The sequence below is a fragment of the Achromobacter sp. PD1 genome (assembly GCF_048541815.1).
GTDB classification, from domain to species: Bacteria; Pseudomonadota; Gammaproteobacteria; order Burkholderiales; family Burkholderiaceae_B; genus Achromobacter; species Achromobacter bronchisepticus_A.
The window spans coordinates 4870920-4893313 of record NZ_CP183349.1; the positions used below are offsets into that span (position 1 = coordinate 4870920).

At 66.0% G+C, this 22394-nt stretch carries 23 protein-coding genes; 10 read left to right on the forward strand and 13 right to left on the reverse strand.

Going from position 1 to position 22394, the window contains the following annotated elements; translation table 11 throughout:
* The first annotated feature begins 4 nt into the window (after window positions 1–4).
* Window positions 5–1156, forward strand: coding sequence for an acyl-CoA dehydrogenase family protein (locus ACM1PE_RS22985; protein WP_419341063.1), 1152 nt, complete (start codon window positions 5–7; stop codon window positions 1154–1156).
* A gap of 18 nt (window positions 1157–1174) precedes the next feature.
* On the opposite strand, the gene ACM1PE_RS22990 is transcribed toward ACM1PE_RS22985, so the two are convergent.
* The 4 genes from ACM1PE_RS22990 to ACM1PE_RS23005 all read right to left on the reverse strand — a co-directional run bounded on the left by ACM1PE_RS22990 (window position 1175) and on the right by ACM1PE_RS23005 (window position 5173).
* Window positions 1175–2113: a VOC family protein gene (locus tag ACM1PE_RS22990; protein WP_118931318.1), complete on the reverse strand. Its 939-nt coding sequence runs from the start codon at window positions 2111–2113 to the stop codon at window positions 1175–1177.
* A gap of 47 nt (window positions 2114–2160) precedes the next feature.
* Window positions 2161–3147 carry a Bug family tripartite tricarboxylate transporter substrate binding protein gene (locus ACM1PE_RS22995; RefSeq protein WP_419341065.1) on the reverse strand — a complete coding sequence of 329 codons (987 nt, stop codon included), beginning with the start codon at window positions 3145–3147 and terminating at the stop codon, window positions 2161–2163.
* A gap of 69 nt (window positions 3148–3216) precedes the next feature.
* Window positions 3217–4203, reverse strand: coding sequence for a Bug family tripartite tricarboxylate transporter substrate binding protein (locus ACM1PE_RS23000; RefSeq protein WP_419341067.1), 987 nt, complete (start codon window positions 4201–4203; stop codon window positions 3217–3219).
* Window positions 4204–4318: 115 nt separating this feature from the next.
* Window positions 4319–5173 carry a fumarylacetoacetate hydrolase family protein gene (locus ACM1PE_RS23005; RefSeq protein WP_118931321.1) on the reverse strand — a complete coding sequence of 285 codons (855 nt, stop codon included), beginning with the start codon at window positions 5171–5173 and terminating at the stop codon, window positions 4319–4321.
* A gap of 114 nt (window positions 5174–5287) precedes the next feature.
* Here ACM1PE_RS23005 and ACM1PE_RS23010 point away from each other — a divergent pair, with 114 nt between their 5' ends.
* From ACM1PE_RS23010 to ACM1PE_RS23020, 3 genes are all read left to right on the forward strand, one after another.
* Window positions 5288–5995: a GntR family transcriptional regulator gene (locus ACM1PE_RS23010; protein ID WP_059371445.1), complete on the forward strand. Its 708-nt coding sequence runs from the start codon at window positions 5288–5290 to the stop codon at window positions 5993–5995.
* Window positions 5996–6123: 128 nt separating this feature from the next.
* The gene (locus ACM1PE_RS23015; RefSeq protein WP_059371444.1) at window positions 6124–6744 is read left to right on the forward strand and encodes an NAD(P)H-dependent oxidoreductase; all 621 of its coding nucleotides are present in this window, start codon (window positions 6124–6126) and stop codon (window positions 6742–6744) included.
* Complete coding sequence (locus ACM1PE_RS23020) at window positions 6741–7352, forward strand: TetR/AcrR family transcriptional regulator (protein ID WP_059371443.1); 612 nt, start codon at window positions 6741–6743, stop codon at window positions 7350–7352. Before ACM1PE_RS23015 ends, ACM1PE_RS23020 begins: the two co-directional genes overlap by 4 nt.
* 1 nt (window position 7353) lies before the next feature.
* Here the strand turns inward: ACM1PE_RS23020 and ACM1PE_RS23025 are convergent, their stop codons facing one another.
* The 4 genes from ACM1PE_RS23025 to ACM1PE_RS23040 all read right to left on the reverse strand — a co-directional run bounded on the left by ACM1PE_RS23025 (window position 7354) and on the right by ACM1PE_RS23040 (window position 10590).
* Window positions 7354–8367 carry a cyclase family protein gene (locus tag ACM1PE_RS23025; protein ID WP_059371442.1) on the reverse strand — a complete coding sequence of 338 codons (1014 nt, stop codon included), beginning with the start codon at window positions 8365–8367 and terminating at the stop codon, window positions 7354–7356.
* Window positions 8368–8452: 85 nt separating this feature from the next.
* A complete protein-coding gene (locus ACM1PE_RS23030; protein ID WP_419341071.1) occupies window positions 8453–9130 on the reverse strand; it encodes a DsbA family oxidoreductase in 678 nt (225 codons plus the stop codon).
* Window positions 9131–9210: 80 nt separating this feature from the next.
* Entirely contained in the window at window positions 9211–10119 is a 909-nt protein-coding gene (locus ACM1PE_RS23035) for a LysR family transcriptional regulator (protein WP_419341072.1), read from the reverse strand.
* Window positions 10120–10125: 6 nt separating this feature from the next.
* A complete protein-coding gene (locus ACM1PE_RS23040; protein ID WP_054451854.1) occupies window positions 10126–10590 on the reverse strand; it encodes a MarR family winged helix-turn-helix transcriptional regulator in 465 nt (154 codons plus the stop codon).
* A gap of 189 nt (window positions 10591–10779) precedes the next feature.
* Here ACM1PE_RS23040 and ACM1PE_RS23045 point away from each other — a divergent pair, with 189 nt between their 5' ends.
* The 3 genes from ACM1PE_RS23045 to ACM1PE_RS23055 are packed head-to-tail and all read left to right on the forward strand — an operon-like array spanning window position 10780 to window position 13128.
* Entirely contained in the window at window positions 10780–11232 is a 453-nt protein-coding gene (locus tag ACM1PE_RS23045; protein ID WP_059371440.1) for an Ohr family peroxiredoxin, read from the forward strand.
* Between the two features lie 12 nt (window positions 11233–11244).
* A complete protein-coding gene (locus ACM1PE_RS23050) occupies window positions 11245–11376 on the forward strand; it encodes a hypothetical protein (RefSeq protein WP_255423697.1) in 132 nt (43 codons plus the stop codon).
* A gap of 39 nt (window positions 11377–11415) precedes the next feature.
* Entirely contained in the window at window positions 11416–13128 is a 1713-nt protein-coding gene (locus tag ACM1PE_RS23055; protein WP_419341073.1) for a redoxin domain-containing protein, read from the forward strand.
* On the opposite strand, the gene ACM1PE_RS23060 is transcribed toward ACM1PE_RS23055, so the two are convergent.
* Both ACM1PE_RS23060 and ACM1PE_RS23065 read right to left on the reverse strand, forming a co-directional pair.
* Window positions 13115–14035 carry a LysR substrate-binding domain-containing protein gene (locus ACM1PE_RS23060; protein WP_419341075.1) on the reverse strand — a complete coding sequence of 307 codons (921 nt, stop codon included), beginning with the start codon at window positions 14033–14035 and terminating at the stop codon, window positions 13115–13117. The genes ACM1PE_RS23055 and ACM1PE_RS23060 overlap by 14 nt on opposite strands.
* Window positions 14036–14127: 92 nt before the next feature.
* Complete coding sequence (locus tag ACM1PE_RS23065) at window positions 14128–14877, reverse strand: SDR family oxidoreductase (RefSeq protein ID WP_419341076.1); 750 nt, start codon at window positions 14875–14877, stop codon at window positions 14128–14130.
* A gap of 179 nt (window positions 14878–15056) precedes the next feature.
* Between ACM1PE_RS23065 and ACM1PE_RS23070 the strand changes: the two genes are divergently transcribed.
* Window positions 15057–16664, forward strand: a complete 1608-nt coding sequence (locus ACM1PE_RS23070; protein ID WP_306635628.1) for a winged helix-turn-helix domain-containing tetratricopeptide repeat protein — start codon at window positions 15057–15059, stop codon at window positions 16662–16664.
* A 24-nt stretch (window positions 16665–16688) separates the two neighbouring features.
* Here the strand turns inward: ACM1PE_RS23070 and ACM1PE_RS23075 are convergent, their stop codons facing one another.
* Genes ACM1PE_RS23075 through ACM1PE_RS23085 form a run of 3 tightly spaced genes read right to left on the reverse strand, consistent with a single transcriptional unit; the run spans window position 16689 to window position 20749 of the window.
* Window positions 16689–17723: an HlyD family secretion protein gene (locus ACM1PE_RS23075; protein WP_059371435.1), complete on the reverse strand. Its 1035-nt coding sequence runs from the start codon at window positions 17721–17723 to the stop codon at window positions 16689–16691.
* Between the two features lie 6 nt (window positions 17724–17729).
* Window positions 17730–19292 (reverse strand): MFS transporter, encoded by a 1563-nt coding sequence (locus tag ACM1PE_RS23080; protein ID WP_419341078.1) that lies wholly within the window; start codon window positions 19290–19292, stop codon window positions 17730–17732.
* Window positions 19289–20749 (reverse strand): efflux transporter outer membrane subunit, encoded by a 1461-nt coding sequence (locus tag ACM1PE_RS23085; protein WP_419341079.1) that lies wholly within the window; start codon window positions 20747–20749, stop codon window positions 19289–19291. Before ACM1PE_RS23085 ends, ACM1PE_RS23080 begins: the two co-directional genes overlap by 4 nt.
* Before the next feature lie 368 nt (window positions 20750–21117).
* Here ACM1PE_RS23085 and ACM1PE_RS23090 point away from each other — a divergent pair, with 368 nt between their 5' ends.
* Both ACM1PE_RS23090 and ACM1PE_RS23095 read left to right on the forward strand, forming a co-directional pair.
* The gene (locus ACM1PE_RS23090) at window positions 21118–21639 is read left to right on the forward strand and encodes a spore coat U domain-containing protein (protein WP_054451863.1); all 522 of its coding nucleotides are present in this window, start codon (window positions 21118–21120) and stop codon (window positions 21637–21639) included.
* Between the two features lie 12 nt (window positions 21640–21651).
* Complete coding sequence (locus tag ACM1PE_RS23095; protein ID WP_306635620.1) at window positions 21652–22380, forward strand: molecular chaperone; 729 nt, start codon at window positions 21652–21654, stop codon at window positions 22378–22380.
* The last annotated feature ends 14 nt before the right edge of the window (window positions 22381–22394 follow it).

Below are 22394 nucleotides of genomic sequence, written 5' to 3' on the forward strand. Positions count from 1 at the left end.
ACGCATGAGCAACATCGACCTGACGCCCGAACAACAGGAGCTGCAGCACAGCATCCGCCGCTTCATGCTGGCGGAAGTGGCGCCCATCGTCGCGCAGCACGAAAAGGCGCGGACCTTTCCGTTCGAACTGATGCCCAAGCTGGCGGAGCTGGGCTACCTCGGCGGCAACCTGCCGGAAGACCAGGGCGGACACGGCATCGACATGCCCACCTGGGCCATGATGATGGAAGAACTGGGCTACCACTGGCTGTCGCTGCGCACCATCGTCAATATCACCAACGGTTCCATCAAGCGCCTGGCCACCCACGGTTCGCCGGCGCAGAAAGAGAAGTACCTCAAGCCGCTCATGGCCGGCCGCCTCAAGGCCTGCACCGGCCTGACGGAGCCGAACACCGGCTCCAACATCGCCGGCATCCAGACGCGGGCCGACCTGGTCGGCGACGAGTGGGTGCTGAATGGCCGCAAGCTGTGGATCACCAACGGCTGCGACGCGGACTTCGCCATGGTGGTGGCGCGCACCTACAGCCCCACCTGCGAAGGCAAGCTGTCGACCTTCATCGTCGAACGCGCCCTGGCCAACTATGACGTGCGCAAGCTCGACACCATGGTGCTGCGCTGCACCGGCACGGCCGAACTAGGCTTCGCCGATGTGCGCATCCCCAAGGAAAACCTGGTCGGCGTGGAAGGCGCGGCGCTCGCCGGCACGCTCAAGGGCCTGGACGCCGCGCGCCTGAACATCGCCATGGGCGCCGTCGGCGCCGCGCAGGCGGCCCTGGACATGTCCATCGACTATGCCAAGCAGCGCGAGCAGTTCGGCCGTCCCATCGGCAGCTTCCAGCTGGTGCAGAAGCACATCGTCGACATGACGGTCCGCGTCGAAGCGGCGCGCGCGCTAGGCATGCGCGCGGCCCATGCCCTGGAAGCGGGCAAGGACGTGCGCCAGGCCTGCTCCATCGCCAAGCTCTACGCCACCGAGGCCGCCCACGAAGTGGCCAACATGGCGCTGCAAGTGCATGGCGGGCTGGGCTACTCGGAGGAATATCCGATCGAGCGCATCTTCCGCGATACGCGCGGCGGCATGATTCCCGAAGGCACGACGGAAATCCAGACGCTGATCGCGGGGCGGGAGATCCTGGGGATGAACGCGATAGCCTGAAGGGGAGCGCGCCCGCCCTCAGGCATCCCGCTCATGATTGGTGATGAAGTCCGGCGGCAACGCCGGACCCCACACATACAGCGAATCCTCCGGCGGATAATCCGCCGACGGCCACTGCTGTCCTTCGGCGATGAAGTCGATGTCGTACGAATACTCGGCGTAGCTGCCCCAGGGATCGCGCACATAGCGGAAGTAGTTCGAACCCAACACATGCCGGCCCACGCCCCAACCGTCCGCATACCCCGCCGCGCCCATCTGCTCCATGCCCTGCCCCACCGCATCGATGGACGGCACGCACCAGCTGCTGTGATGCAGGCCCAGGCCATGCGACTTGGCCAGCGCAATCAGGTGGTGATCGCTGCCGTGCGGACTGTGGATGAAGGCGATGGCATCGCCCGAGGTATCCGACACGCGCAGCCCGAGCGCATCCACGTAGAACCGCGTGGCCCGGACCACGTCGGCGCTGAACAACAGGATGTGCGACAGGTACAACGGCCGCACCTGCCGCACCTGGCTGCGCGCGGGCGCGCGGCCAGCGCCGCTGCTGGCCTGGGGCGGCTCTTGCGGCGCGGGGGCCGACGGTGAAGACTTGGCTGCAATCCGCAATTGCAGGGCCAGCCCGTCGGGCGCCTCAATCCAGAGCCCTGCGGGGTCGGCGCCCTGCGGCGCGTCGCGGCGGGCGATACCCTGGCGGTCCAGATGCACGGCGAACCGTTCCAGGTCGTCCGCGTGGATCCCCATGCTTACCCACAGCAGGCGCTTGCGCGCGCCCCGCAAGATGCGCGCCCAGCGGTGCGGATGGCCATGGGTGTACAACGCCAGGCAGCCGCCTTCATCCCGCACGTCCAGGCCGAAGCTCGAATAGAAGCGTCTGGCCTCTTCGAGATCGGGAACGCTGAACACGAACTCGTCCACCGAGTGCACGGCGAGCGGCGCTGTCTGCGCATTCGATTGCATGTCTGCCTCCAAGAATCTTGTTCTGGTTTTGACAGGCTGGCCTGTCCTCACTGTTCGACGGCGACCTTCTGCGCCAGCCCCTGGTACAGCGCCGTCTCCGTCTGGTAGAAGTCCCGCATGTCCGCCACCGAGTTCTGCGCCACCAGCTCCATGCCGGTGGAAACAACATACTCGCGAAACGCGGCGTCTTCCATGGCCTGGACGATCGCGCGGTTCAGGCTGGCAACGGTCGCGTCCGGTGTCTTGGCCGGCACCAGAAAGGCGATCCACGTGCCGTACACGAAATCCCGCAGCTTTTCGCTGGATGCGGACAAGGGCGGCACTTGGGGCAGCTTGGGACTGGGCGCGGCGCCGGTCGTGGCGTAGGCCCGGATACGGCCGGACTCGATCAGGTCCAGTGTCGACCCGCCCAGCGGCAGGAAGCTCAGTTCTATCTGTCCGCCCATCAGGTCCTGCGTGACGGGCGGGACGCCCCGGTAGACGACGTGGTTGAGCTTGAACTGGCTTTGCCGCGCCCATTGCTCGCCCAATAGATGGATCATCGAGCCCGGACCGATGTGCCCGAAGTTCAGTCCCTTGTCCCCCTGGGCCTGCGCCAGCTGGGTCAGCTCGCCCAGGTTCTTGGCCGCCAGCGCGTTGCCGCCCGTCAGGATGTAGGGCAGCCGCGCCACCACCGCCACCGCGCGCAGGTTCTCCGCCCGATACTTCACATGCTGCATCGTGGCCGGGGTCAGGATGGGTTCGGTCTGGGACGCGATCAACAGCACGCGTCCATCCGCCGGCGCATTCAACACCCGTTGCGTGCCGATGGAACCGCCCGCCCCCGGTTGGTTCTCGACGATGATGGTCCTGCCCAGCGCGGCCTGCAGCAGCGGCTGCAGCTTGCGCGCGACGCCGTCCGTGGGATTGCCCACCGGCTGCGGAACGACAATGGAGACGGGTGGCGCGTCGGCCTGGGCGTGGGCATTCACGCACGCCAGGATGCCGATCAGGAACTGCAGGCTCGCGGTCACGCCGCTACGCAGTGCTTTCATTGCTGGCCTTTCTGGTTGGACTCGTTGGAAAGCCGAAGCTGCCGGGGATCAAAGATCCTCGCTACGGCATCACTCAAGCTGCAGGCGCGACACCATGGGGCCGAACTGGGCGAACTGACTTTTCAGCAAAGCGCTCATCTGCTCGGGACTGGAACCGCTGGCCTCGGCGCCCAGCTCGGCGAGGCGCTGGCGGATGGCGGGCTGCTGAACAGCCTTGGACACGGCCTGGCCGATGCGCGCCACGACGGCGTCGGGCGTCTGCGCCGGCGCGAGCAAACCGTTCCATCCCTCGGTATCGATGCCGGTAAAACCCAGTTCGCTGGCGGTGGGCGTGTCCGGCAGGGACGGCGAGCGTTGCGGCGACGTGACTGCCAGCGCGGTCAGGGAGCCGGCCCGGATGTCGCTCAAAGACGAAGACAATTGGTCGCCGCCCATCTGGATGCGGCCCGCCAGCATTTCGCCCTTCAAGGGCGCCGCGCCCTTGAAGGGCACGTGCGTCATGGACGCGCCCGTCTGCTCCTGGAACCACATGCCGAATACGTGGATGTACGAACCGGGTCCCGTGGAGCCGTAGGCGTAGTGGGTGGAAGGATTCTTCTTGAGCAGGTCCGCGAACTCCTTCAGGTTGCGGGCCGGCAGCGAAGGAGTGGACGTGATGACCAATGGCACGTTGGCCACCACGCTCACGCTGCGCAGGTCGGCCAGGGGATCGAAGTTGAGCCGTTTCGCGCCCTGCGCCACCAGGGCGGCCAGCGGATAGGAGATGTTGGCCATCAACACCGTGTAGCCGTCGGGCGCCGCCTTGGCGACGGCATCCGCGCCCAGCAGCCCGCCCACGCCCGGGCGGTTCTCGACCACCACGGGCTGCCCCAGCTCCTGCGACATGGGCGTTGCGATCAGCCGCGCGATCAGGTCGGTGGTTCCGCCTGCGGCAAACGGCACCACGATCTTCACTGGCCGCGTCGGCCAATCCGCGGCGCTGGCCACACCCAGGCTGGATGCCAGGCCCGCGGCCAACAACAGTCTGGCCCAACGGCGCCGGGCGGGATTGCTCACGGATGACTTCACAAAAGCAGTTGCGATTCGCATGTCTGGAGTTCCAAGAGTAGATCGTGGCCGTACGCCCCGGCGCGCCGATGGCGCCGGGACCGCTGCAGGCGTGGTGACAAACCTAGGCGGACTTCGCCTCGTCGCGAATGCGGTTGCGCAGCGTGCCGATGCGCTCGATATCCACCTCTACCGTGTCGCCGTCCTTCATGTAGAGCTTGGGCGTGCGCCCGAAGCCCACGCCCGCGGGGGTGCCGGAGAAAATGATGTCCCCGGCCTGCAAGGTAATGGCCTCGCTGACGGTCGAGATCACGGTGGCCACATCGAACAGCATGTCGCTGGTGTTGGACGATTGCATGGTCTCGCCATTGAGGCGGGTCTCGATCCGCAAACCGCTGCCGCCGGCCGGCAGCTCGTCGGCCGTGACCACGTACGGCCCCCAGGTTCCCGTGCCGTCGAAGTTCTTGCCCACCGTCCACTGCGGCGACTTGAACTGGTATTCGCGCACCGAGATTTCATTGCCCACGGCGTAGCCGAACACATGGTCCAGCGCCTGTTCCTTGGCGATCCTGCGTCCGCCCTTGCCCAGCACCACGACCATTTCGCCCTCGTAGTCCAGGGTATCGCTGATGGCCGGACGCTCCACCACGGCGTCATGCGCGCCCAGGCTGGTCGACACGCGCAAGAACAGCGTCGGGTAATCGGGCTGGTCGTACGGGCTTTCCTTGGTGTGGTCGGCGTAGTTCAAGCCGACGCACAGGATCTTGGGAGGTTCGATCGACGGCGACAGAAAGGTCGCGGTGGCCGGATCGATGAACTGCGTGGCCGCGGCGGCCAGGCGCTCCAAATCGGCCAGCGTCTTGCCCTGGCGCAGCAGGGTGCCCAGATCGACGCCCGGAGCGGACAGCAGCGCCAGGCGGCCCTGCACGAGTGCGGCGGCGCGAGGAGCGCCGTCGATTTGTAGGGTGGCCAGTTTCACGAGATCTCCTGATGGGTGAGGGTTGGACGAAGAATATGTAATCCACAAAAATATATATATTCTGGTTTTCCCTGGATAACTTGAGCTTCATAGATAAAAACTTTATCGTTTCGCATGACTTCCGTTTCCACCCCATTCCGGACCGCGGCATCGGCCCTGGCCAATGACATCCGCGCAGACATCATCACGGGCAGCCTGCCCCCGGGAGCACGTCTGCGCATCAAGGATCTCTGCGAACGCTACGACAGCGGGGCGATTCCGCTGCGAGAGGCGCTATCGCGCCTGGCGACCAGCGGATTCGTGGTCGCGGAAGACCAGCGCGGTTTCCGCGTGGCGGACGTCTCGGCGGAAGAACTGCTGGACATCACCGAAACCCGCATCCACATCGAATGCGAAGCGCTGCGCCGCGCCATCGCGCGCGGCAGCCTGGACTGGGAAGAGCGGCTGGCCGGCGCGCACTACCGCCTGAGTCGCCTGCCCCTGCACGCGGCGGACGGCTCCGGCTTGTCGGCTGAATGGGAACAAGCGCATTCCGCTTTCCATTCGGCGCTGATCAGCGGCAGCGATTCGAAGTCGCTCATCGCCATCGCCGAACTGCTGCGCGACCAGACGGCGCGCTATCGCTACCTGTCGGTACAGCTGAATGCCGGCGCCAAGAACGCCGCCTCCCCAAAGAAGGGCAAGGAACGCAACGTCGCCGACGAACACCGCAAACTGCTGGACGCCGCGCTGGCCCGCGACGCCGACACCGCCGCCGAGCTGCTGGCCCAACACCTGCGCCAGACCACCCAGCTGGTGCTGGCGCAAATTCCCAGCCACTAGCAAGCGCCCCGCCCTGCGCCGGGCGGTCGGCCTCCCAGGGAGCAGCGCCGCTACTCACGTCAAAATCTCAATCTACCAAAAGTAAGTTACTATCGGTAGGTTAATTATTTTGATGGAGCGTAGACGCCATGCATGCGCTAATCGTTGTTGCACATCCCGATCCCGCGTCGCTGACCCACGCGGTGGCGCGACAGGTCGCGGCAGGCATTTCCGCTGCCGATGCCGGACACACATTCGAGGTCGCCGACCTGGCCGCGGAAGGCTTCGACCCGCGGTTCACCCAGCCGGACGTGGCGCTGGCCATGGGCAAGGGGGAAGCCCTGCCGGAAGTCGCCGCGGAACATGCACGGCTCGAACGCGCGGATGCGCTGGCGCTGGTCTACCCCGTGTACTGGTGGTCCTTCCCGGGCCTGCTCAAGGGCTGGATCGACCGGGTGTTCACCCAAGGCTGGGCCTACGAAGACACGGACGGCAAGCTGGTCAAGAAGCTGCAACGCCTCGACGTGCACCTGGTCGCGCTGGGCGGCGCCAACCAGCGCACCTACGCTCGGCACGGCTACTTCGGCGCCATGAAGACGCAGATCGACCACGGCATCTTCGGCTACTGCGGCGCCAACGTGGTCACGTCTGAATTGCTGCTGCCGTCGGACGCGGGTTTTCCCGCCGCGCATCTCGACGCCGCCCGGACCCTAGGCCAGAAGATCTTCTCCTCGCGTGCTGTAATCCGCGAAGAGGAAGTCGAATCATGACCGCAAAAACACCAAGCCCCGCCAAAGCCGCCCCCCAGCGCCGCCTGTCGCGCGACGAGCGCCAGCGCCAACTGCTGGACGTCGCCTGGAAGCTGATCAGCGACGAAGGCACGGACGCCCTGACCCTGGGGCGGCTGGCCGCGGAAGCGGGCATCACCAAGCCCGTGGCCTACGACCACTTCGGCACGCGCAACGGTTTGCTGGTGGCGCTGTATCAGGACTTCGACGTCCGCCAGACCGCGCTCATCGACGCGGCGATCGCCGCCAGCAAGCCGGCCTTGAAGGAAAAGGCCCGGGTCATCGCCGCAGGCTACATCGAATGCGTCATGACGCAGGGACGCGAAATACCCGGCGTGCTGGCCGCGCTGGGCGGCTCCCCGGAACTGACCGCGGTAAAGCATCAATACCAACAGGCCTTCATCAAGAAATGCCAAGCCATACTTGCGCCTCATGCCGGACCCGCGGGAGTTTCGCTGGCCGGCATGTGGGCGATGCTGGGCGCGGCTGACGGCCTGGCGCACGCGGCTGTGGCCCGGGACATCAGCGTGGATCAGGCGCGCGACGAGTTGACGGATACCATCCTGGCGATGGTCAAGCGCAGCAAATAATTCAGCGCAGCGGCATCGCCACCGGACGCAGCGGCGCCGCATCGCCGCCGCGGATCTTCAGCGGCCCGCCGATGAAGGCGAATTCATAGACCTGGTCGCGCGACAGCTCGTCCAGCGCCGCCAGCTCGATGATGGGCACGCCCTTCTGCGCCAGCAGATAGGTATGCAGCGGCACATAGTCGTCGGACACCTCCGACGGGAAGGTCTCGAAACTGAGGTTGTCCGCCCCCAGAATCATGGCGCCGCCCTCCTCGACCAGATAACGCGCAGCGTCCAGGCCCATGCCCGGCGGCTTGGCCATGTAGGCCGCCGGATCGTTGTACAGCTTCATGCGGCCGGTGCGGATCAGGACAATGTCGCCCTCGCGCAGCTCGGTCTTCTGGCGCGCCAGCGCGGCTTTCAGGTCCTGTCGGGTAATGCGGTACTGGTCGGGCAGCATCTCCACGCCCTTGAGCGCGGCCACGTCGATCAATACGCCGCGCGCCACCAGCGGCGGGAACTTCTCGATGCCCGTGCGCTTCCAGCCGCGGTCCCCCAGATGTTCGTCGGCGCGAAAGCCATTCCAGATCTTGCCGTGGATGCCGAAATGGTTGAGCGCATCGATGTGCGTGCCGGTGTGGCTGTACATCGAGAACGCCGTGCCGGTGTAGCTGCGCATCGCGTTCATGTCCTTGCCCACGCCCATGGGGTCGTCGACTTCGGTGCCGCGCGGCGTGTGCGTCATCCAGAACTGGTAGTGCGGATCGCCCGCGTCCTGCCAACTGGGCATGCCCACGTAGTATTCCGTGGCCAGGTCATAGACCTTGCCGCCGGCCACGCGCGACATGACCGCGGCGCGCGATTCGGGCGTGATCAGGTTAAGGCGGCCGATCTCATCGTCCGGCCCCCAGGGGCTGATGCCCACTTGCTGTCCGGAGGCAGGCGCGCGGGCGGGTGCGCCGTGCGCGAGTACGTTGAAGCTCAAGGCGGCGCCCAGCGCCAGGCCAAGAAGTTTGCGGGTGTAGCGGATAGTCATGATGCACCTTGTGCGTGTGGTTTCCGTCCTGCGGACGGAAAAATGGAAAGAAGGAAAACGTGGGCGGCGCCCCGATGCGCGGCGATCAAGCCTCGACTGCGGGCATCAGCGCCCGCAGCCTGTCCCGCAGATCGGCCGTGGACATGGTGTGCAGGCGGGCCCGGTGCGGCCCGGCGATCAACGTGGGAATGGAGTCGATGGCCAGCCGCGCGGCGGCGGCGCGATCGGCCTGCACGCGCTGCAAGACCTCCTCGCCCCGCATGAGGGCGGCGAATTCGCCCCGGTCATGGCCCAGCCCGGCGGCGATGTCCAACAGCACCGCGCTATCGCCGACGTTGCGGTGCTCGCTCAAGTGGGCATGCTGGATCGCGTCGAACATGTCCCAATGGCCCGCGTCGCCGGCCAGCAACTGCGCGGCCTGGCAAGCCAGCGCCCCGGCCATCCCGCTGGGATAATCGAATGATTCGGCGCGCATGCCCTCGACGTCGATGCGCGGCTGGTCTTCATGGCGGGCGCAGGCTTCCCAATGGCCCAGGATCACCTGCTTGGCGCGCGGCATCGAGCCGAACACCTGGCACATCTGTTCAGGCGATTCTTGCAGCACGAAGCTGCGCTGGCGCACGGCAATGCCCAGTTCGGCCGCGACCTGGCGCAGGCGGGGAGACATGACATAGCACCAGCCGCAAACTACGTCATGGAAGAAGTCCACGGTCAGCGGCGCGGCGGGTGCGTAATTGGAGGTCGAAGTCATGATGGCGTCCATCTCGTTTCAATGGACGCCAGCTTAAGGACGGGCCGGCGCGGGAGTAAGGTGTCCGCCGGCAGGACTTTATTAGCTGCGCGTCAACAATCGCCGCGCATGGCCGCCGGCAGATGCTCCGCCATGAAATCCACAAAGGCCTTGACCTTGGGCTGCAGGTGGCGGCTGGTCGGATAGACCGCGTAGACATGGCGAGGCGCGGCGGGTTGTTGGGGCAAAACGCGCACCAGCCTGCCGCTGGCGATGGCGGGCGCGGCCAGGAACGACGGCAAGGCGCCTATGCCCAGCCCCTCTTCCAGCAGGTCCCGCAGCATCAGGCTGTTGTTGACCTGCACCAGCGCGGGTCCGGCCAACGGATCCGCCTGCTGGCCCGCATCCTCGTCCGCAACCGCGCCAGGGCTTTCGGCCAAGGTATAGCTGAGGATGTCATGCCCGCGCAGCGCGTCCACGCTCTCCGGACGGCCGCGGCTGTCGAGGTAGGACGGCGCCGCGCACAGCACCTGCGTCAGCGACGCCAGCCGGCGCGCAATCAGCGAAGAATCGTCCAGCTGCGCGCGCAACCGTATGGACACGTCAAAGCCCTGTCCCACCGCATCGACCAGCCGGTCTTCCATCGCCAGGTCCAGGCGCAGTTCCGGATATTGGCGCAGAAAGCGCGCCAGCAGCGGCGTCAGCACGCTCAAGGCAAACGAGACCGGCGCGTTCACGCGCAGCCGCCCCGACACCAGGCGGGACTCGCGCTTGACGGATTTTTCCAGCGCGTCCAATTCGTCCAGCAGCCGGCAGCATTCGGCGTAATAGGCCGCGCCCGTGTCGGTCAGGCTCATCTTGCGGGTGGTCCGCTGGATGAGCACGGCCCCCAGGTGGGCTTCCAGCGCCCGCAACTGCTTGCTGAGCCCGGCGGACGACATATCCAGCGCCTCGGCCGCCTTGGCCAGGCTGCCCAGTTCGACGATGCGCCGGAAGGCGCGCATGTAGTTGAAGGTGTCCACCTGCGTTCAACCGCCGTCCGGCCGCGCCGCCTCGACCAGGTTGTCGCGCAGCGCGACAACCTGCTCCCTCAACGCCGCGAACTGATCGCCCGTGAGACCGCAAGCATCGCTCAGGTTGATGCTTGCGGTCTTCTCGCGCAAGCGCCGCCCTTCGTCGGTCACGCGCACCCGGACCAGCCGCTCGTCCACCGAGTCGCGCACGCGTTCCAGATAGCCCATGCCTTCGAGCTTCTTGAGTATCGGCGTGAGGGTGTTGGATTCAAGAAAGAGCTTTTCGCCCAGGCTGCCGACCGTCTGATCGTCCTCTTCGAAGAGGGCAATCATCGTCACGTACTGCGTGTAGGTGAGCCCGAGCGCGTCGAGGATGGGGCGGTACACGCGGCCGAACGCCAGGTTGGTCGAATAAACCGCGAAACAGAGGAATTCCGCCAGCTTTCTCTGGGACGGATCGTTTGGGGTCTTGGGCTTCATGTGCACCTCGGTATCTGGTCTGCCTGATGGCGCCACTTTACATCGCATGCGATGCAGTCGTAAACGATTTGATACGAATTTCCTCGCTTCAGCCTCTTGACGCCAGGACTCGCGCTTCTTACCATGCGCTTCAATCGCATTCGATTTAATCGAATCCGATTTAAATTCCAACTGACAAGGAAGTTCGCCATGCCCGCCCGTATCCAGAAAGTCCTTTTGACCGGCAAGACCCATACGACCCTCTCTCGCAACTATGTCTCCCAGGGCGGCGAGGAACGGCTCGATATCCGTCTTTCGACTCCCAACAACCCGGGCCTGGTCCAGGCTTTCGAAGACATCCAGCCGCATCCGACCGCCGAGCAGCTTTTCGCGGGCGCCTGGTCCGCCTGCTACACCAGTGCGCTGGACGTCATCGCCAAACAGATGAAGGTGCAACTGCCGAACGATCGCGCGGTGGACGTGGAAGTGGATCTGGGCATGGCGGGCAGCGCCTACCTGCTCCAAGCCCGCTTCAACGTGTTCCTGCCCGGACTGGACCAGGCGCTGGCCGAGCAGATTGCCCACGCGGCCGATGAAATCTGCCCGTACTCGAAAGCCACGCGGGGCAACATCGACGTGGCCCTCAACGTCCATGCGGCCTGAAGGGGAACCGACATGCGCAAGCTCCTGCTCGTACTCATTCTGTTTGCCGGCGGGCTGGCGCATGAGCTGCGCAACCCGCTGAGCTGCCAGACCATCACGGCGCGCAACGACAGCGGCGCGCGCCGGCAAAAGCGCGAGTCCTGACTCTCGCGCCCCTCTCTCCTTGCGTCGCGGTGCCTACCCATGCTGATCATTCTTGTAGCTTTTCTTGGCGGCGTTCTCACCATCGTGAGCCCCTGCATCCTGCCCATCCTGCCCTTCGTGTTCGCACGCGGATCAGGTTCATTCCGGACCCATGCCTTGCCGCTGCTCGCGAGCATGGCCGTCGCGTTCGCGGCGGTCGCCAGCCTGGCGGCGTTCGGTGGCGCCTGGGTCGTGACGCTCAATGAGGGTGCGCGCTACGCCGCGATGGCACTGTTGGCGCTCTTCGGACTTGCGCTGCTGCTGCCCGCCGTGGGCGACTGGATGAGCCGGCCGCTGGTTGCGCTGGGCAATCGCCTGGCAGGCGCGGCTCCCGGCTCGCCGCGCGCGGCCGGGCTGCTTTCCATCGGGCTGGGCCTGGGCACCGGCCTGCTGTGGGCGCCGTGCGCCGGCCCCATCCTGGGACTGCTGCTTACCAGCGCGGCGCTCAACGGCGCGAACATCCAGACTTCCTTGCTGCTGCTGTCATTCGCCTGCGGCGCGGCGGTGGCGCTGGCCGCGGCGCTCTGGCTCGGACGCGGCATGGCCGCGACGTTGCACCGCTTCCTGCCTGCGGCCCAAGGCCTGCGCAGGGTGGCCGGCGCCGCCGTCATGGCCGCAGTTGCCGTTTCCGCGCTCGGATGGAACCCGGCGCTTCTCTCCAGCGCCTCTGCCTCGGGCGCAGCGCGGCTGGAGCAGCAATTGGTCGAACAGCTACGCCCGAACAATCCGGCCAAGACGTTCGCAGCCGCGAACGGTCCGCTGGCATCCCTGCAGGATGCCAACGGCTGGCTGAATTCGGAACCGTTGGACGCCGCCGATCTCGATGGCAAGATCGTGCTGGTCGATTTCTGGACCTATTCCTGCATCAACTGCCTGCGCACGCTCCCCTACCTGAAGGCCTGGCACGACAAGTACAAGGATGCCGGGTTGGAAGTGATAGGCGTGCATTCGCCTGAATTCGCTTTCGAGAAGAGCGCCTCCAATGTGCGCCGGGCGGTCGCGGACCTGGGCATTCAGTACCCCGTCGCCCTGGACAACGGGTTCCGGATTTGGCGAGCGTTCCGCAATCAGTCCTGGCCCGCCTTCTATCTGCTCGATGGCCAGGGCCGCGTGCGGTACACGGTCGCGGGCGAGCACGATTACCAGCAGACGGAACGCATGATCCAGCGCCTGCTCGCGGAAGCGGGCCGGACGCTGCCCGACGCCGATGCCACCCGGCCCGCGGCGCGCGGCGTGGAAGCGCCGCCGCAGTGGTCGACGCTGCGTTCGGGCGAAAGCTACCTGGGCTATGGCAAGGCCACGAGCTACGCACCGGGCGGCGCGCCGATCAGGCAGCATAAGGACACGGTCTACCAGCCCGCGGGCGAACTGGGCGCCAACCAATGGACGCTGGCCGGATCATGGCGGCTGGAGCCGGAACTTGCGGTGGCCACAGGCGCCAACGGCCGCGTCATCCAGCGCTTTCATGCGCGCGACCTGCACATGGTGCTGGGCCCTGCGGCGGACGGCCGGCCGGTGCGATTCCGCGTCACGCTGGACGGCCGGCCGCCGCTGGCGGATCACGGGGCCGACATCAATGAGCAGGGAGAGGGCGTCATCGAGGGGCACAAGCTTTATCAGCTCGTGCGGCAACAGACGCCGGACCGCGACCGCGTCTTCCAGATCGAGTTCCTGGAGCCCGGCGTTGAAGCCTACGCCTTTACTTTCGGCTGATGGCGATCTGGGGTTGCTTCGGAACGCCCTGCAGCAACCCCTTGAACGTGTCCAGGAACGCCTGGGCGCGCGCGGAGACCACGCGCGTCTGAGAGAGCGCATACAGGGTCGTGGGAGGCAGTTCCCACTCCGGCAACACACGCTCCAGCGTGCGCCGCGCCCCCCTGTGGTTCAGCAGCAGATCACAGGGCATCCATGCGATGCCCGCGCCTGCCATCGCCAGCTGCACATTGAGCAAGGCGCTCTCGGTCACCACCATCGATGAAACCGGAATGCGGCAACTCTCGCCGTTTCGGCGCAGTTCCCAGTCCGTCTCGGTCGCGACCACAAGCAACTCATGGTTGTGCAAATCCGCCGGGTCCCTGGGGCGCCCCACGGCGTTCAGGTAGGCGCGCGATGCGATCAGGACGCGCCTGAGCTCCAGCACCGGACGCTGGATAAGCAAAGAATCGCGCTGAGGACCGCCCCGGATCGACAATTCAAAAGGCATCGGATTGTGGCCCGTTTCCCCTCCCCCCACCACGATGTCGAGCCTGACCTTCGGATAATCCCGGCGCATCGCCGCGACCAGGATAGGCAGCAACGCAGTGAGACTGGAAGGAATCGAAACGCGCAGCGTTCCTTCGGGTCGGCCGACATACGATTGAATGACCTCGTGCGCATTGAGCGCGGCCTCGACGTGACCGACGCATTCCTCGAAATAGCGGACACCGGCTGTCGTGGTGGACACCTTGCGCGTCGTGCGTACCAACAGCTGAGCGCCCAGCTGGCTCTCCAGTATCGACAGCCGCCTGGAAACCGTCGAAACAGGCATGTCCAGCATTGCAGCGGCGGATGTAAATCCGCCGTGCTTGACCACTTCCACGAAGATGAGAATGTCCTGCAGGGATATTCCGCGATTTTCCATGAGCATCCTCGGCGGCCCTTGACCCGAACAGCCCGACGCGCTTCCCCAGCCCGATCCCGCCTGCCTTGCGCCGCAGCTCTTTGCAGTTGCCGTCATGCTGCGGGGCGAGTGAGCCAATTCTGGAAGCGCGTCGGTCCGATGTGCGCATGCGCGCCCGCGACCAGCGAACGGTCGTCCAGCTCGCTGCCGTAGTAGCGCGCGTGCACGTCGGCAACAACGGTGCGGGCATCGCCGCGCGCGGCCAGGAACTTGCGGCCCAGCTCGTCAAGTGGAAAGCGGTCCGGCCCTCCCACTTCGACCGTGCGATCGACCGGAGTCGCGACGGCCAGGTCGGCCAGCACCGCCGATACGTCGTCGGCCGCGATGGGCTGGATCAGGGCGGGAGACAGCCGGATCATGCCATTTTGCGCACCCGCGCTCACGATGCCCTCTACGAACTGGAAGAACTGGGTTGCGCGCAGGATGGTGTAGGGAATCTTCGATTCCCGGATCAGCTTTTCCTGGGCCACTTTGGCGCGCATGTAGCCGCTGTCCGGCAATCGCTCAGCGCCGACCACGGATAGCGCCAGGTAATGTTCCACGCCAGCCCGGGTTGCCGCCGCCAACAGATTGCGCCCAGCGGTCTCGAAGAACGCCATCACTGCCTGATCCTCGAACGACGGAGAATTGGATACGTCCAGCACTGCCTGCGCCCCGGCCAGGGCCTCGGCCAATCCCGCGCCGGTCAAGGTGTCCACGCCCGTCCTGGGCGATGCCGCAACGGTTTCATGACCGTTTGCGCGCAGCCGTTGCACCACATTCGACCCGATCAGGCCGGTACCGCCGATAACCACGATTTTCATGTTCCGCTCCTTGCTTGATTGCCGTCCCGTCGCACATCCCGACCGGGTGCTTGCAGTATGCTTAGCACCCGGGCGGAAGGCTTTGCGGCCGCCTTGTTTTTCCCTTGGATTTGGCTTGCGCATTCGTCCAGCCGACTGACCTGAAGCCAGGCGCACAAGAACGGCACAAGGAGTACGGAATGCAATTCTCTTTTGACAACTGCGTGCTGGACCTGGACCGGCGCGAGCTGCTGCGCGCGTCCAGCGCCGTTGCCACGGCGCCCAAGGTTTTCGACGTACTCGCGTACCTGATGGAGCACCGCGACCGCGTCGTCAGCCGCGACGACCTGGTCAACGCCGTGTGGCAAGGCCGGATCGTGTCGGAGTCGACCTTGGCCACCCACATCAACGCGGTGCGCAAGGCTGTGGGCGACAACGGGCAACAACAGCGCGTGATTCGGACCGTCGCCCGCAAGGGCTTTCGCTTCGTCGCGGCAGTGACAAGCGAACAAGCGCCGCAGGCCGCAAGCCTTCCGACGGCTTCCGCCTCCGCGAGCCAGCCGGTAATGCACGCCACGCCTGCTGAAGTTTCCGCTTCCGCGCCGGCGGTTCTCGCCAAGCCCTCCATCGCAGTGCTGCCGTTCGTCAATCTCAGCGGCGACCCGGAACAGGACTATCTGTCGGACGGCGTGATCGAGGACATCATCTCGGCCTTGTCCCAATACCGCTGGCTTTTCGTCGTCGCCAGGAACTCGAGCTTCGCGTACAAGGGGCACGGCGTGGACGCCAAACAGGTGGGCCGCGAACTGGGGGTGCGCTATGTGCTGGAAGGCAGCTGGCGCAAGTCGGCAAACCGCGTGCGCACCTCGGCGCAACTGATCGACGCGACCACGGGAATACTCCATTGGGCGGGCCGCTTCGAGGGCGTGCTGGGAGACATCTTCGAACTGCAGGACCAGATCACCGAAAGCGTGGTGGGCGCCATCGCGCCGCAGCTGGAGCGGGCCGAGATCGACCGCGCCCAGCGCAAGCCTACCGGCAACCTGGACGCCTACGACTACTATCTGCGCGGCATGACCAAACTGCACCAGGGCACCCGCGAATCCGTCGACCAGGCGCTGCAACTCTTCCATACCGCTATCGCGACCGATCCGGATTACGCGTCGGCGTATGCAATGGCGGCGTGGTGCCACTGCTGGCGCAGGGTCAACAACTGGATGACGGATGTCGGGAAGGAAACCGCGGAGGGTATACGCCTGGGTCGCAAGGCCGTCGACCTGGGGCCGGACGACGCGGTTGCGCTGACTCGGGGCGGCCACGCGCTGGGCCAGCTGGGCGGGGACACCTCGGGCGCCATCGCGCTGCTCGACAAGGCGCTCGGCCTCAATCCGAATCTGGCCGCGGCATGGTTCCTGGGTGCGTTCCTCAGGCTTTGGCGGGGAGAAGTCGAGGACGCTGTGGAATTCTTGAAGCATGCAATGCGGCTCAGTCCCCGTGACCCGGAGCTCTACCGCATGCAGGCAGGCATGGCCACCGCGCATCTCTTCCTGAAGGATTTTGACGCGGCGGCGTCATGGGCGGAGAAGGCCTACCAGAACCTGCCGAGCTTCCAGATGGCGGTCGCGATAGGCGCGGCCAGCCACGCGTTGGCCGGACGGACGACGGACGCGCAACGCGGGCTGCAGAACCTGCGGCAGCTCAATCCCAGCCTGCGTCTGTCCACGCTTGCGGAATGGGTGCCCATCTGCGCGCCGCAGCACCTCGCAACGTTGACGGAAGGCCTGCGCGCGGCGGGCCTGCCGCAATAGCGACGGCCGTCCCCCTCGACTCCATCAGTCATCGACCAGGATTTCGGGCGTGACCGACATGCCCACCTTCAGATTGGCGGCTGCAGGCTGATCCGCATTGATGCGAATCCGCACCGGCAGCCGCTGGACGATCTTGGTGAAGTTGCCGGTGGCATTGTGCGGCGCGACTGCGGAATAGCTCACGCCGCTGGCTGGCCCCAGGCTTTCCACCGTTCCCGCCAGCACCTCGCCCGCCAGCGCATCGACCTCGATAGCCACCGCCTGGCCCGGCCGCACGCGCGCCAGCTGCGTTTCCCGGAAGTTTGCCGACACATAGACAGCGTCCAGCGGGACTATCGCGAGCAAAGGCTTGCCGACAGTGACGAAGGCGCCGACACGCACCGATTTCTGCCCCACGGTGCCGTCCACGGGCGCGGTGATGCGGGTGTACGACAACTTGAGTTCCTCCGCGGCCTGCACCGCCTGCGCCTGGGCGAAGGCGGCGCGGGCCTTTTCCAGGTCCGCCTGCAGTACATCCACCTGCTGGCGGGCAGCCAGCAGGCTGGCCTGGGCCTTTTCCAGGCTGGCCTGTTGAACGCTGGCCTGCATTTCGGCTTGCTGGCGCGCCTGGACGGTTCCCGAGCCGTCCGTCGCCAGGTTCCGATAGCGCGTCTGGTTGGCACGGGCCAGCTTCAGCGCGGCCTCGTCCACCGCCACCGCCGCCTGCGCCTGGCGGATGGAGGACTCCTGCTGGACCAGCCGGGCTTGCAGGCCGGCGACGCTGGCCTGGGCGCTGGCCGCCTGGGCCCGGGCGGCATTCGCCGCCGCGACGAAATCACGGTCATCCACGGTGGCGAGCAGTTGCCCCTGCTTGACGGGCTGGTTGTCCTCGACCAGCACCTTGTCGATCCGGCCCGCGACCTGCGGCGCCACCATCGTGAAATCCGCGTGCACGTAGGCGTCGTCGGTGGACTGGGTGGATGCCCGGGATTCGGAACGGTTGAAATACAGCCCGCTGCCGATCAACAGCATGAGCAGCAGCACCGTGGTCGTGATCTTTGCTTTCTTCGGTAATGCCATGATGGACTATCCCTGAATGGAAGATGGAACTGTGGAAGGACGCGAGACCGGGCGCAAATCGGGAGGGGGGATGTAGTTCAACCTCAACACGATGGGAATCAGCAGCAACGCCAGGACGCCCAATACGCGGTAGGCATCGGCGATCGACAGCACCAGCGACTGCTGGCTGACGATGCGCATGAGCTGCCCGGGTTCCAGGCTGTGCGGGACGTAGTTGCCGACGAGCGCCGCCTGGTCCAGCAGCATCTCCGCATGGAAGCGGCCGCGCACGGTCAACAGCTGCCCGACCACGGCGGCGCCCAGCACCGAACCCAGCGCGCGCAGCGTATTTATTGCCCCCGAGACATAAGGCCCTTCGTGCGGCTGCACCACGCTGGTGATCAGGAACAGCATGGACACCACGGCCATGGGCTGCCCCATGGCTTGCAATGCCTGGGCCAGCATGAACTGCTCGCGGTTCCACGTGACCGTCAACTGGGCGCCTGCCAGGCAGGCGAGCGCGATCAGGACCAGCCCCGCCGAAAACACCATCCGCGCATCCACCCATTTCCGATACAGCAGCAACGCCACCGCAAAGCCCAGGACCAACTGCGGCAGCGCCACGATCAGCCCGATGGATGCCATTTGCGCGGGCCTGTAGTCCTGGATCGGCGCCAGATAGCCGGCCGGCAGCAATGAGCCGGACAACAGCACCACCAGCAGGAAAACGAACAGCGTGAAACCCAACACCAGATTCCGGCGACCCAGAACCTGCAGCTTGATGAACGGCATGGGGTGATACCACTCCGTCAGCAGATAGACGACCAAAAGAATCACGCCCGCTGCCAGCGCAAATGTGACCAGGGGCGAGTTGAACCAGTCCAGCCGGACGCCCTGGTCCAGCGCGACGGCGATCAATCCGAACGCCGGCACGCCGCAAGCCATGCCGAACCAATTGGCCTGACGAAAGCGCCCTGCGTCCACAGGCTCGCGGTGCAGCCCCCAGCCGACCAGCGCCGCGGCGATCACGGCCAGAGGGATGATCTGCCAATACACCCAACGCCAGTCGAACAGCGCGTCGGTCCACAGGCCGGCCAGCCAGATGGAGAGATTGGGGGCAAAAGTGGCGGTCATCGCATACAACGCCAGGCCGTACAGCCTGATGGGCGGCGGCAGGAACTTCAGCGCCGCCATCATCAACAGGGGAATCGTGGTGCCGCTGGCGAGTCCCTGCAGGAACCGCAGGACCAGCAGCAGATGCAGGTCCTGAACACAAGGCAGGACCACGGCCAGCGTCGTGCACGTGCCCAGCATCCAGAGTTCGAAGCGGCGCACCGACAGCGTGATGGCGAACCACGCTGCAAACGGCATGGCGATCAGTTCTCCCGCACTGTATGCCGTCGTGAGCCAGGAGCCACCGTCAAAGCCGGCGCCCAGCGCGCCGCGCAAGTCCGCCAGCGCCAATGCGCCGACACGATTGTTCAAGCCAGCCATCATGGCCGCGATAAAGATGCCCAGAAGTCCGGCCATGGCGCGCATCGAAGGTTTGGGCTGGCCGTGCGCCGCTGGAGTGGATGGGGCAGCGCTCATGGCGTGGCCTGCGCTTGCGAATTCCAGCCGCCGCCCAGCGACTTGTACAGATTGACCACCGTAAGCGTGCCGTCGGTGGCGCTGGCGTTCAGACGGGTCTGGCTGGCAAGCAGGTTGCGCTGCGCGGTGAGCACAGTGAGATAGTCGGACGCCCCCTGTTCATAGCCGCGCTCGGCGGCGCGCAGCGCCTGCTGGTTCTGCTCATACGACACCAGCAGTTCATCGTGTTCGCGTTGCTGCTCGGCCCAGGCATCCAGTGCATTGTCCACCTCATGCCAGGCCTGCAGGACCGTCTGCCTGTAGGCCAGCGCCGCCGCCTTCTGCCGCGCTTCGTTGAGCGCCAGGCGCTGCACCAGCCTGCCGCCCTGGAAAATGGGCAGGTAGACCGTCGGGCCGATCGAGAAAAAGCGGGAGTCCCAGCTGGCCAGGTCGCTGCCATCGAACGCTTCCACTCCCAGTTGGCCGACCAGGGCGATGCGCGGATAGAAGTCGGCCTTGGCCACTCCTATCGCCGCCGTGGCGGCATGGAGCCGGGCCTCGGCGCGCTGGATGTCGGGCCGCCTGTGCGCCAGCTGCGAAGACACGCCGACTGGCACGCTGGCGGGCAGGGAGGGCAGCGGCATCGTGCCGCGCAACGTTTCGTCCAATGCGCGCGGCCGCTCACCCAGTAGCAGCGCCAACGCATTCAGCAGCGCGTTGCGGCGCTTGTTCAACTCAGGCAACAAGGCCCGCACCGTCGCCAGCTGCGCGCGGGCCGTGGCGGTTTCGAAACGGGTGGCCACGCCATTGCGTTCCCGGCTCTGCGTCAAGCCCAGAACCCGCTCGGCGACCGCCAGGTTCTGCCGGGCGATGTCGAGCTGGGCCTGGGTGCCGCGCAGTTGCAGGTATGCGCGGGCCACCTCGGCCGCCAACGCCACCTTTGCGGCCTCGCGGTCGTACACGGTGGCTTCCAGGGAAGCCTCGGCGCCTTCGCGCAGGCGCCGGGCGCGGCCCCACAGGTCTATCTCCCACCTGGCGTTGAACCCCAGCCGCCAGAAGTCGTCGGGGGTGCTGGACGCGCCCAACGCGACGAACTTGCCGCTCTCGCTGAGCGCTTCGCGCGCATAACTGGCGCCCGCGTCCAAGCTGGGCAAGAGTTCCGACGAGGCGATCCCCAACTGCGCCCGGCTTTGTTCGATGCGCGCGGCGGCCATCTGCAGATCGAGGTTGCCGGCGGCGGCCTGGGCCTGAAGCCGGGCAAGCACGGGATCTTCGAACAGCAGCCACCATTGCACCGGCACCTCGGCGTCGGACAGCCGCGCGTGGCCGGCAGGCTCCTGCCTCGGCGTGAGATCCACCTCGGCCAGTCCATCGGCCGGCCGGACGAAGTCGGGCCCGACCGCGCAGCCCGCCAGCATCGCGGCGCACAACGCCGCGCTGGCGCAACGCCATAGCGGCGAACGGATCGGTGTCAACATCACGGCAGTTCCTTGTAGGTGAGCAACGGATTCGTCGGGACAAGCGACGAGGCCAGTATGCTCAGCCCCTTACGGGAACGCTTCGCGTACACCTTGGATTTCCATTGAGTTTGGCTTGGGGATTCGTCCAATCCGCCCGCAATCCTGGACAACCGCTGTCGGCCCGAAGTTGTGTCTTTTCATGTCGGTTTTGGCTAGAGAACGGAACAAAGATCCGCTATGTCTCAGCAACGGCCCAAACCGGCTTGAGCTGGCGCCGAAAATTCGCGCCTGGGACAGCAACCGAAGAAGTTAGAAATAATGCGAAATAAATTGCACTGCCCCCTCCGCTAAGGTCGAGCTAGCCATTGACTTGGAGGAGAGCGAGCATGAAGGCCATCGGTTCTGCTGCGATTCTGTCCGCGACTATCGGCTTATCCCTGCCCGCCGCGGCCCCCGCTCAGGTCTACCAGAACGGGACCGCGACGGCGACTTTCAATGTTTCCCTGACGGTGCAGGCAAACTGCACGATTGCGGCCGATCCGCTGGTGTTTCCCTCTACCGGCCTCTTGAGCGCTGCGGTGAATCAGGAAACAACTGTCAGGGTCACTTGCACCAACACCACGCCCTACAACGTAGGCCTGGACGCCGGTACGGCGGCAGGCTCGACGATCGCCAATCGCCTGCTCGTTGGCACCGCGCCGGGCAACACCACCACCAGCGTGGGCTACCAGCTCTATCAGAATGCAGGCCGCACGACGATCTGGGGCAACACGCAAGGCACGGACACGGTGGGCGGCACCGGCACGGGCGCGGCCCAGACGCTGACCGTCTACGGCAGGGTGCCGCCCCAGGCCGCCCCCAAGCCGGATACGTACCAGTCGACGGTCACGGCCACCGTCTACTTCTGACCGCGGATCGATATGACGACGCTTGGGATCGTTCGCCAGGCGGCGGGGGCCTGTTTGTTCGGCATGGCGCTGCAAGCGCATGCCGCCAGCCTGCAGATCTCGCCGGTAATCCTGAACCTGGACGGCGCGGAACGCGCCGCCAGCATGACCTTGCGCAACGAAGGCGCCGAACCTATCTATGGCCAGGTCCGCGTGTACGCATGGAGCCAGACCGCGACCGAAGACGTGCTGCAGGAAACCTCAGACCTGGTAGCCAGCCCCCCGATGATCCAGATCGCGCCAGGCGGTACGCAAGTCGTGCGCCTCTTGCAGCCCGAGGCTGCCAGGCGTGCCGGCGAAGCGTCGTACCGCCTGATCATCGATGAAATCGCGCCGCCCGATCCCTTGCGCGCGACGGGCGTGCAAGTGCGGCTGCGCTACTCGGTACCGGTCTTCGTGGGCGCCGCCCCGCAAACTCCCGCGCAGCAGCACCTGACCTGGTCCCTGGTGCGCGACGGCCCCGCCTGGGCCTTGCGCGTCGACAACAGCGGCACGCACCGCGCGCAGCTCAGCGACGTCGCGCTGGTCTTCAACGGCCAGCGCCGCAGCCTGCGGGATGGTCTGCTCGGCTACGTCCTTGGCGGCAGCGCGCGCCAGTGGCCCCTGCCCTTCCAGCCCACCATGCACGGGGCGGCCACGGTCAACGCGCGGGTGAACAGCGTTCCCATCCAGGCCGACGTGCAAGCCGATACAGGGAAGTGAAACATTGCACGCGC

Excerpts from the sequence above, each read along its gene's own strand:
- ACM1PE_RS22985 (WP_419341063.1), top strand. The coding sequence starts at position 5 with ATGAGCAACATCGACCTGACGCCCGAACAACAGGAGCTGCAGCACAGC.
- ACM1PE_RS22990 (WP_118931318.1), bottom strand. The coding sequence starts at position 2,113 with ATGCAATCGAATGCGCAGACAGCGCCGCTCGCCGTGCACTCGGTGGAC.
- ACM1PE_RS22995 (WP_419341065.1), bottom strand. The coding sequence starts at position 3,147 with ATGAAAGCACTGCGTAGCGGCGTGACCGCGAGCCTGCAGTTCCTGATC.
- ACM1PE_RS23010 (WP_059371445.1), top strand. The coding sequence starts at position 5,288 with ATGACTTCCGTTTCCACCCCATTCCGGACCGCGGCATCGGCCCTGGCC.
- ACM1PE_RS23015 (WP_059371444.1), top strand. The coding sequence starts at position 6,124 with ATGCATGCGCTAATCGTTGTTGCACATCCCGATCCCGCGTCGCTGACC.
- ACM1PE_RS23020 (WP_059371443.1), top strand. The coding sequence starts at position 6,741 with ATGACCGCAAAAACACCAAGCCCCGCCAAAGCCGCCCCCCAGCGCCGC.
- ACM1PE_RS23025 (WP_059371442.1), bottom strand. The coding sequence starts at position 8,367 with ATGACTATCCGCTACACCCGCAAACTTCTTGGCCTGGCGCTGGGCGCC.
- ACM1PE_RS23030 (WP_419341071.1), bottom strand. The coding sequence starts at position 9,130 with ATGGACGCCATCATGACTTCGACCTCCAATTACGCACCCGCCGCGCCG.
- ACM1PE_RS23040 (WP_054451854.1), bottom strand. The coding sequence starts at position 10,590 with ATGAAGCCCAAGACCCCAAACGATCCGTCCCAGAGAAAGCTGGCGGAA.
- ACM1PE_RS23045 (WP_059371440.1), top strand. The coding sequence starts at position 10,780 with ATGCCCGCCCGTATCCAGAAAGTCCTTTTGACCGGCAAGACCCATACG.
- ACM1PE_RS23050 (WP_255423697.1), top strand. The coding sequence starts at position 11,245 with ATGCGCAAGCTCCTGCTCGTACTCATTCTGTTTGCCGGCGGGCTGGCG.
- ACM1PE_RS23055 (WP_419341073.1), top strand. The coding sequence starts at position 11,416 with ATGCTGATCATTCTTGTAGCTTTTCTTGGCGGCGTTCTCACCATCGTG.
- ACM1PE_RS23060 (WP_419341075.1), bottom strand. The coding sequence starts at position 14,035 with ATGGAAAATCGCGGAATATCCCTGCAGGACATTCTCATCTTCGTGGAA.
- ACM1PE_RS23065 (WP_419341076.1), bottom strand. The coding sequence starts at position 14,877 with ATGAAAATCGTGGTTATCGGCGGTACCGGCCTGATCGGGTCGAATGTG.
- ACM1PE_RS23070 (WP_306635628.1), top strand. The coding sequence starts at position 15,057 with ATGCAATTCTCTTTTGACAACTGCGTGCTGGACCTGGACCGGCGCGAG.
- ACM1PE_RS23075 (WP_059371435.1), bottom strand. The coding sequence starts at position 17,723 with ATGGCATTACCGAAGAAAGCAAAGATCACGACCACGGTGCTGCTGCTC.
- ACM1PE_RS23080 (WP_419341078.1), bottom strand. The coding sequence starts at position 19,292 with ATGAGCGCTGCCCCATCCACTCCAGCGGCGCACGGCCAGCCCAAACCT.
- ACM1PE_RS23085 (WP_419341079.1), bottom strand. The coding sequence starts at position 20,749 with ATGTTGACACCGATCCGTTCGCCGCTATGGCGTTGCGCCAGCGCGGCG.
- ACM1PE_RS23090 (WP_054451863.1), top strand. The coding sequence starts at position 21,118 with ATGAAGGCCATCGGTTCTGCTGCGATTCTGTCCGCGACTATCGGCTTA.
- ACM1PE_RS23095 (WP_306635620.1), top strand. The coding sequence starts at position 21,652 with ATGACGACGCTTGGGATCGTTCGCCAGGCGGCGGGGGCCTGTTTGTTC.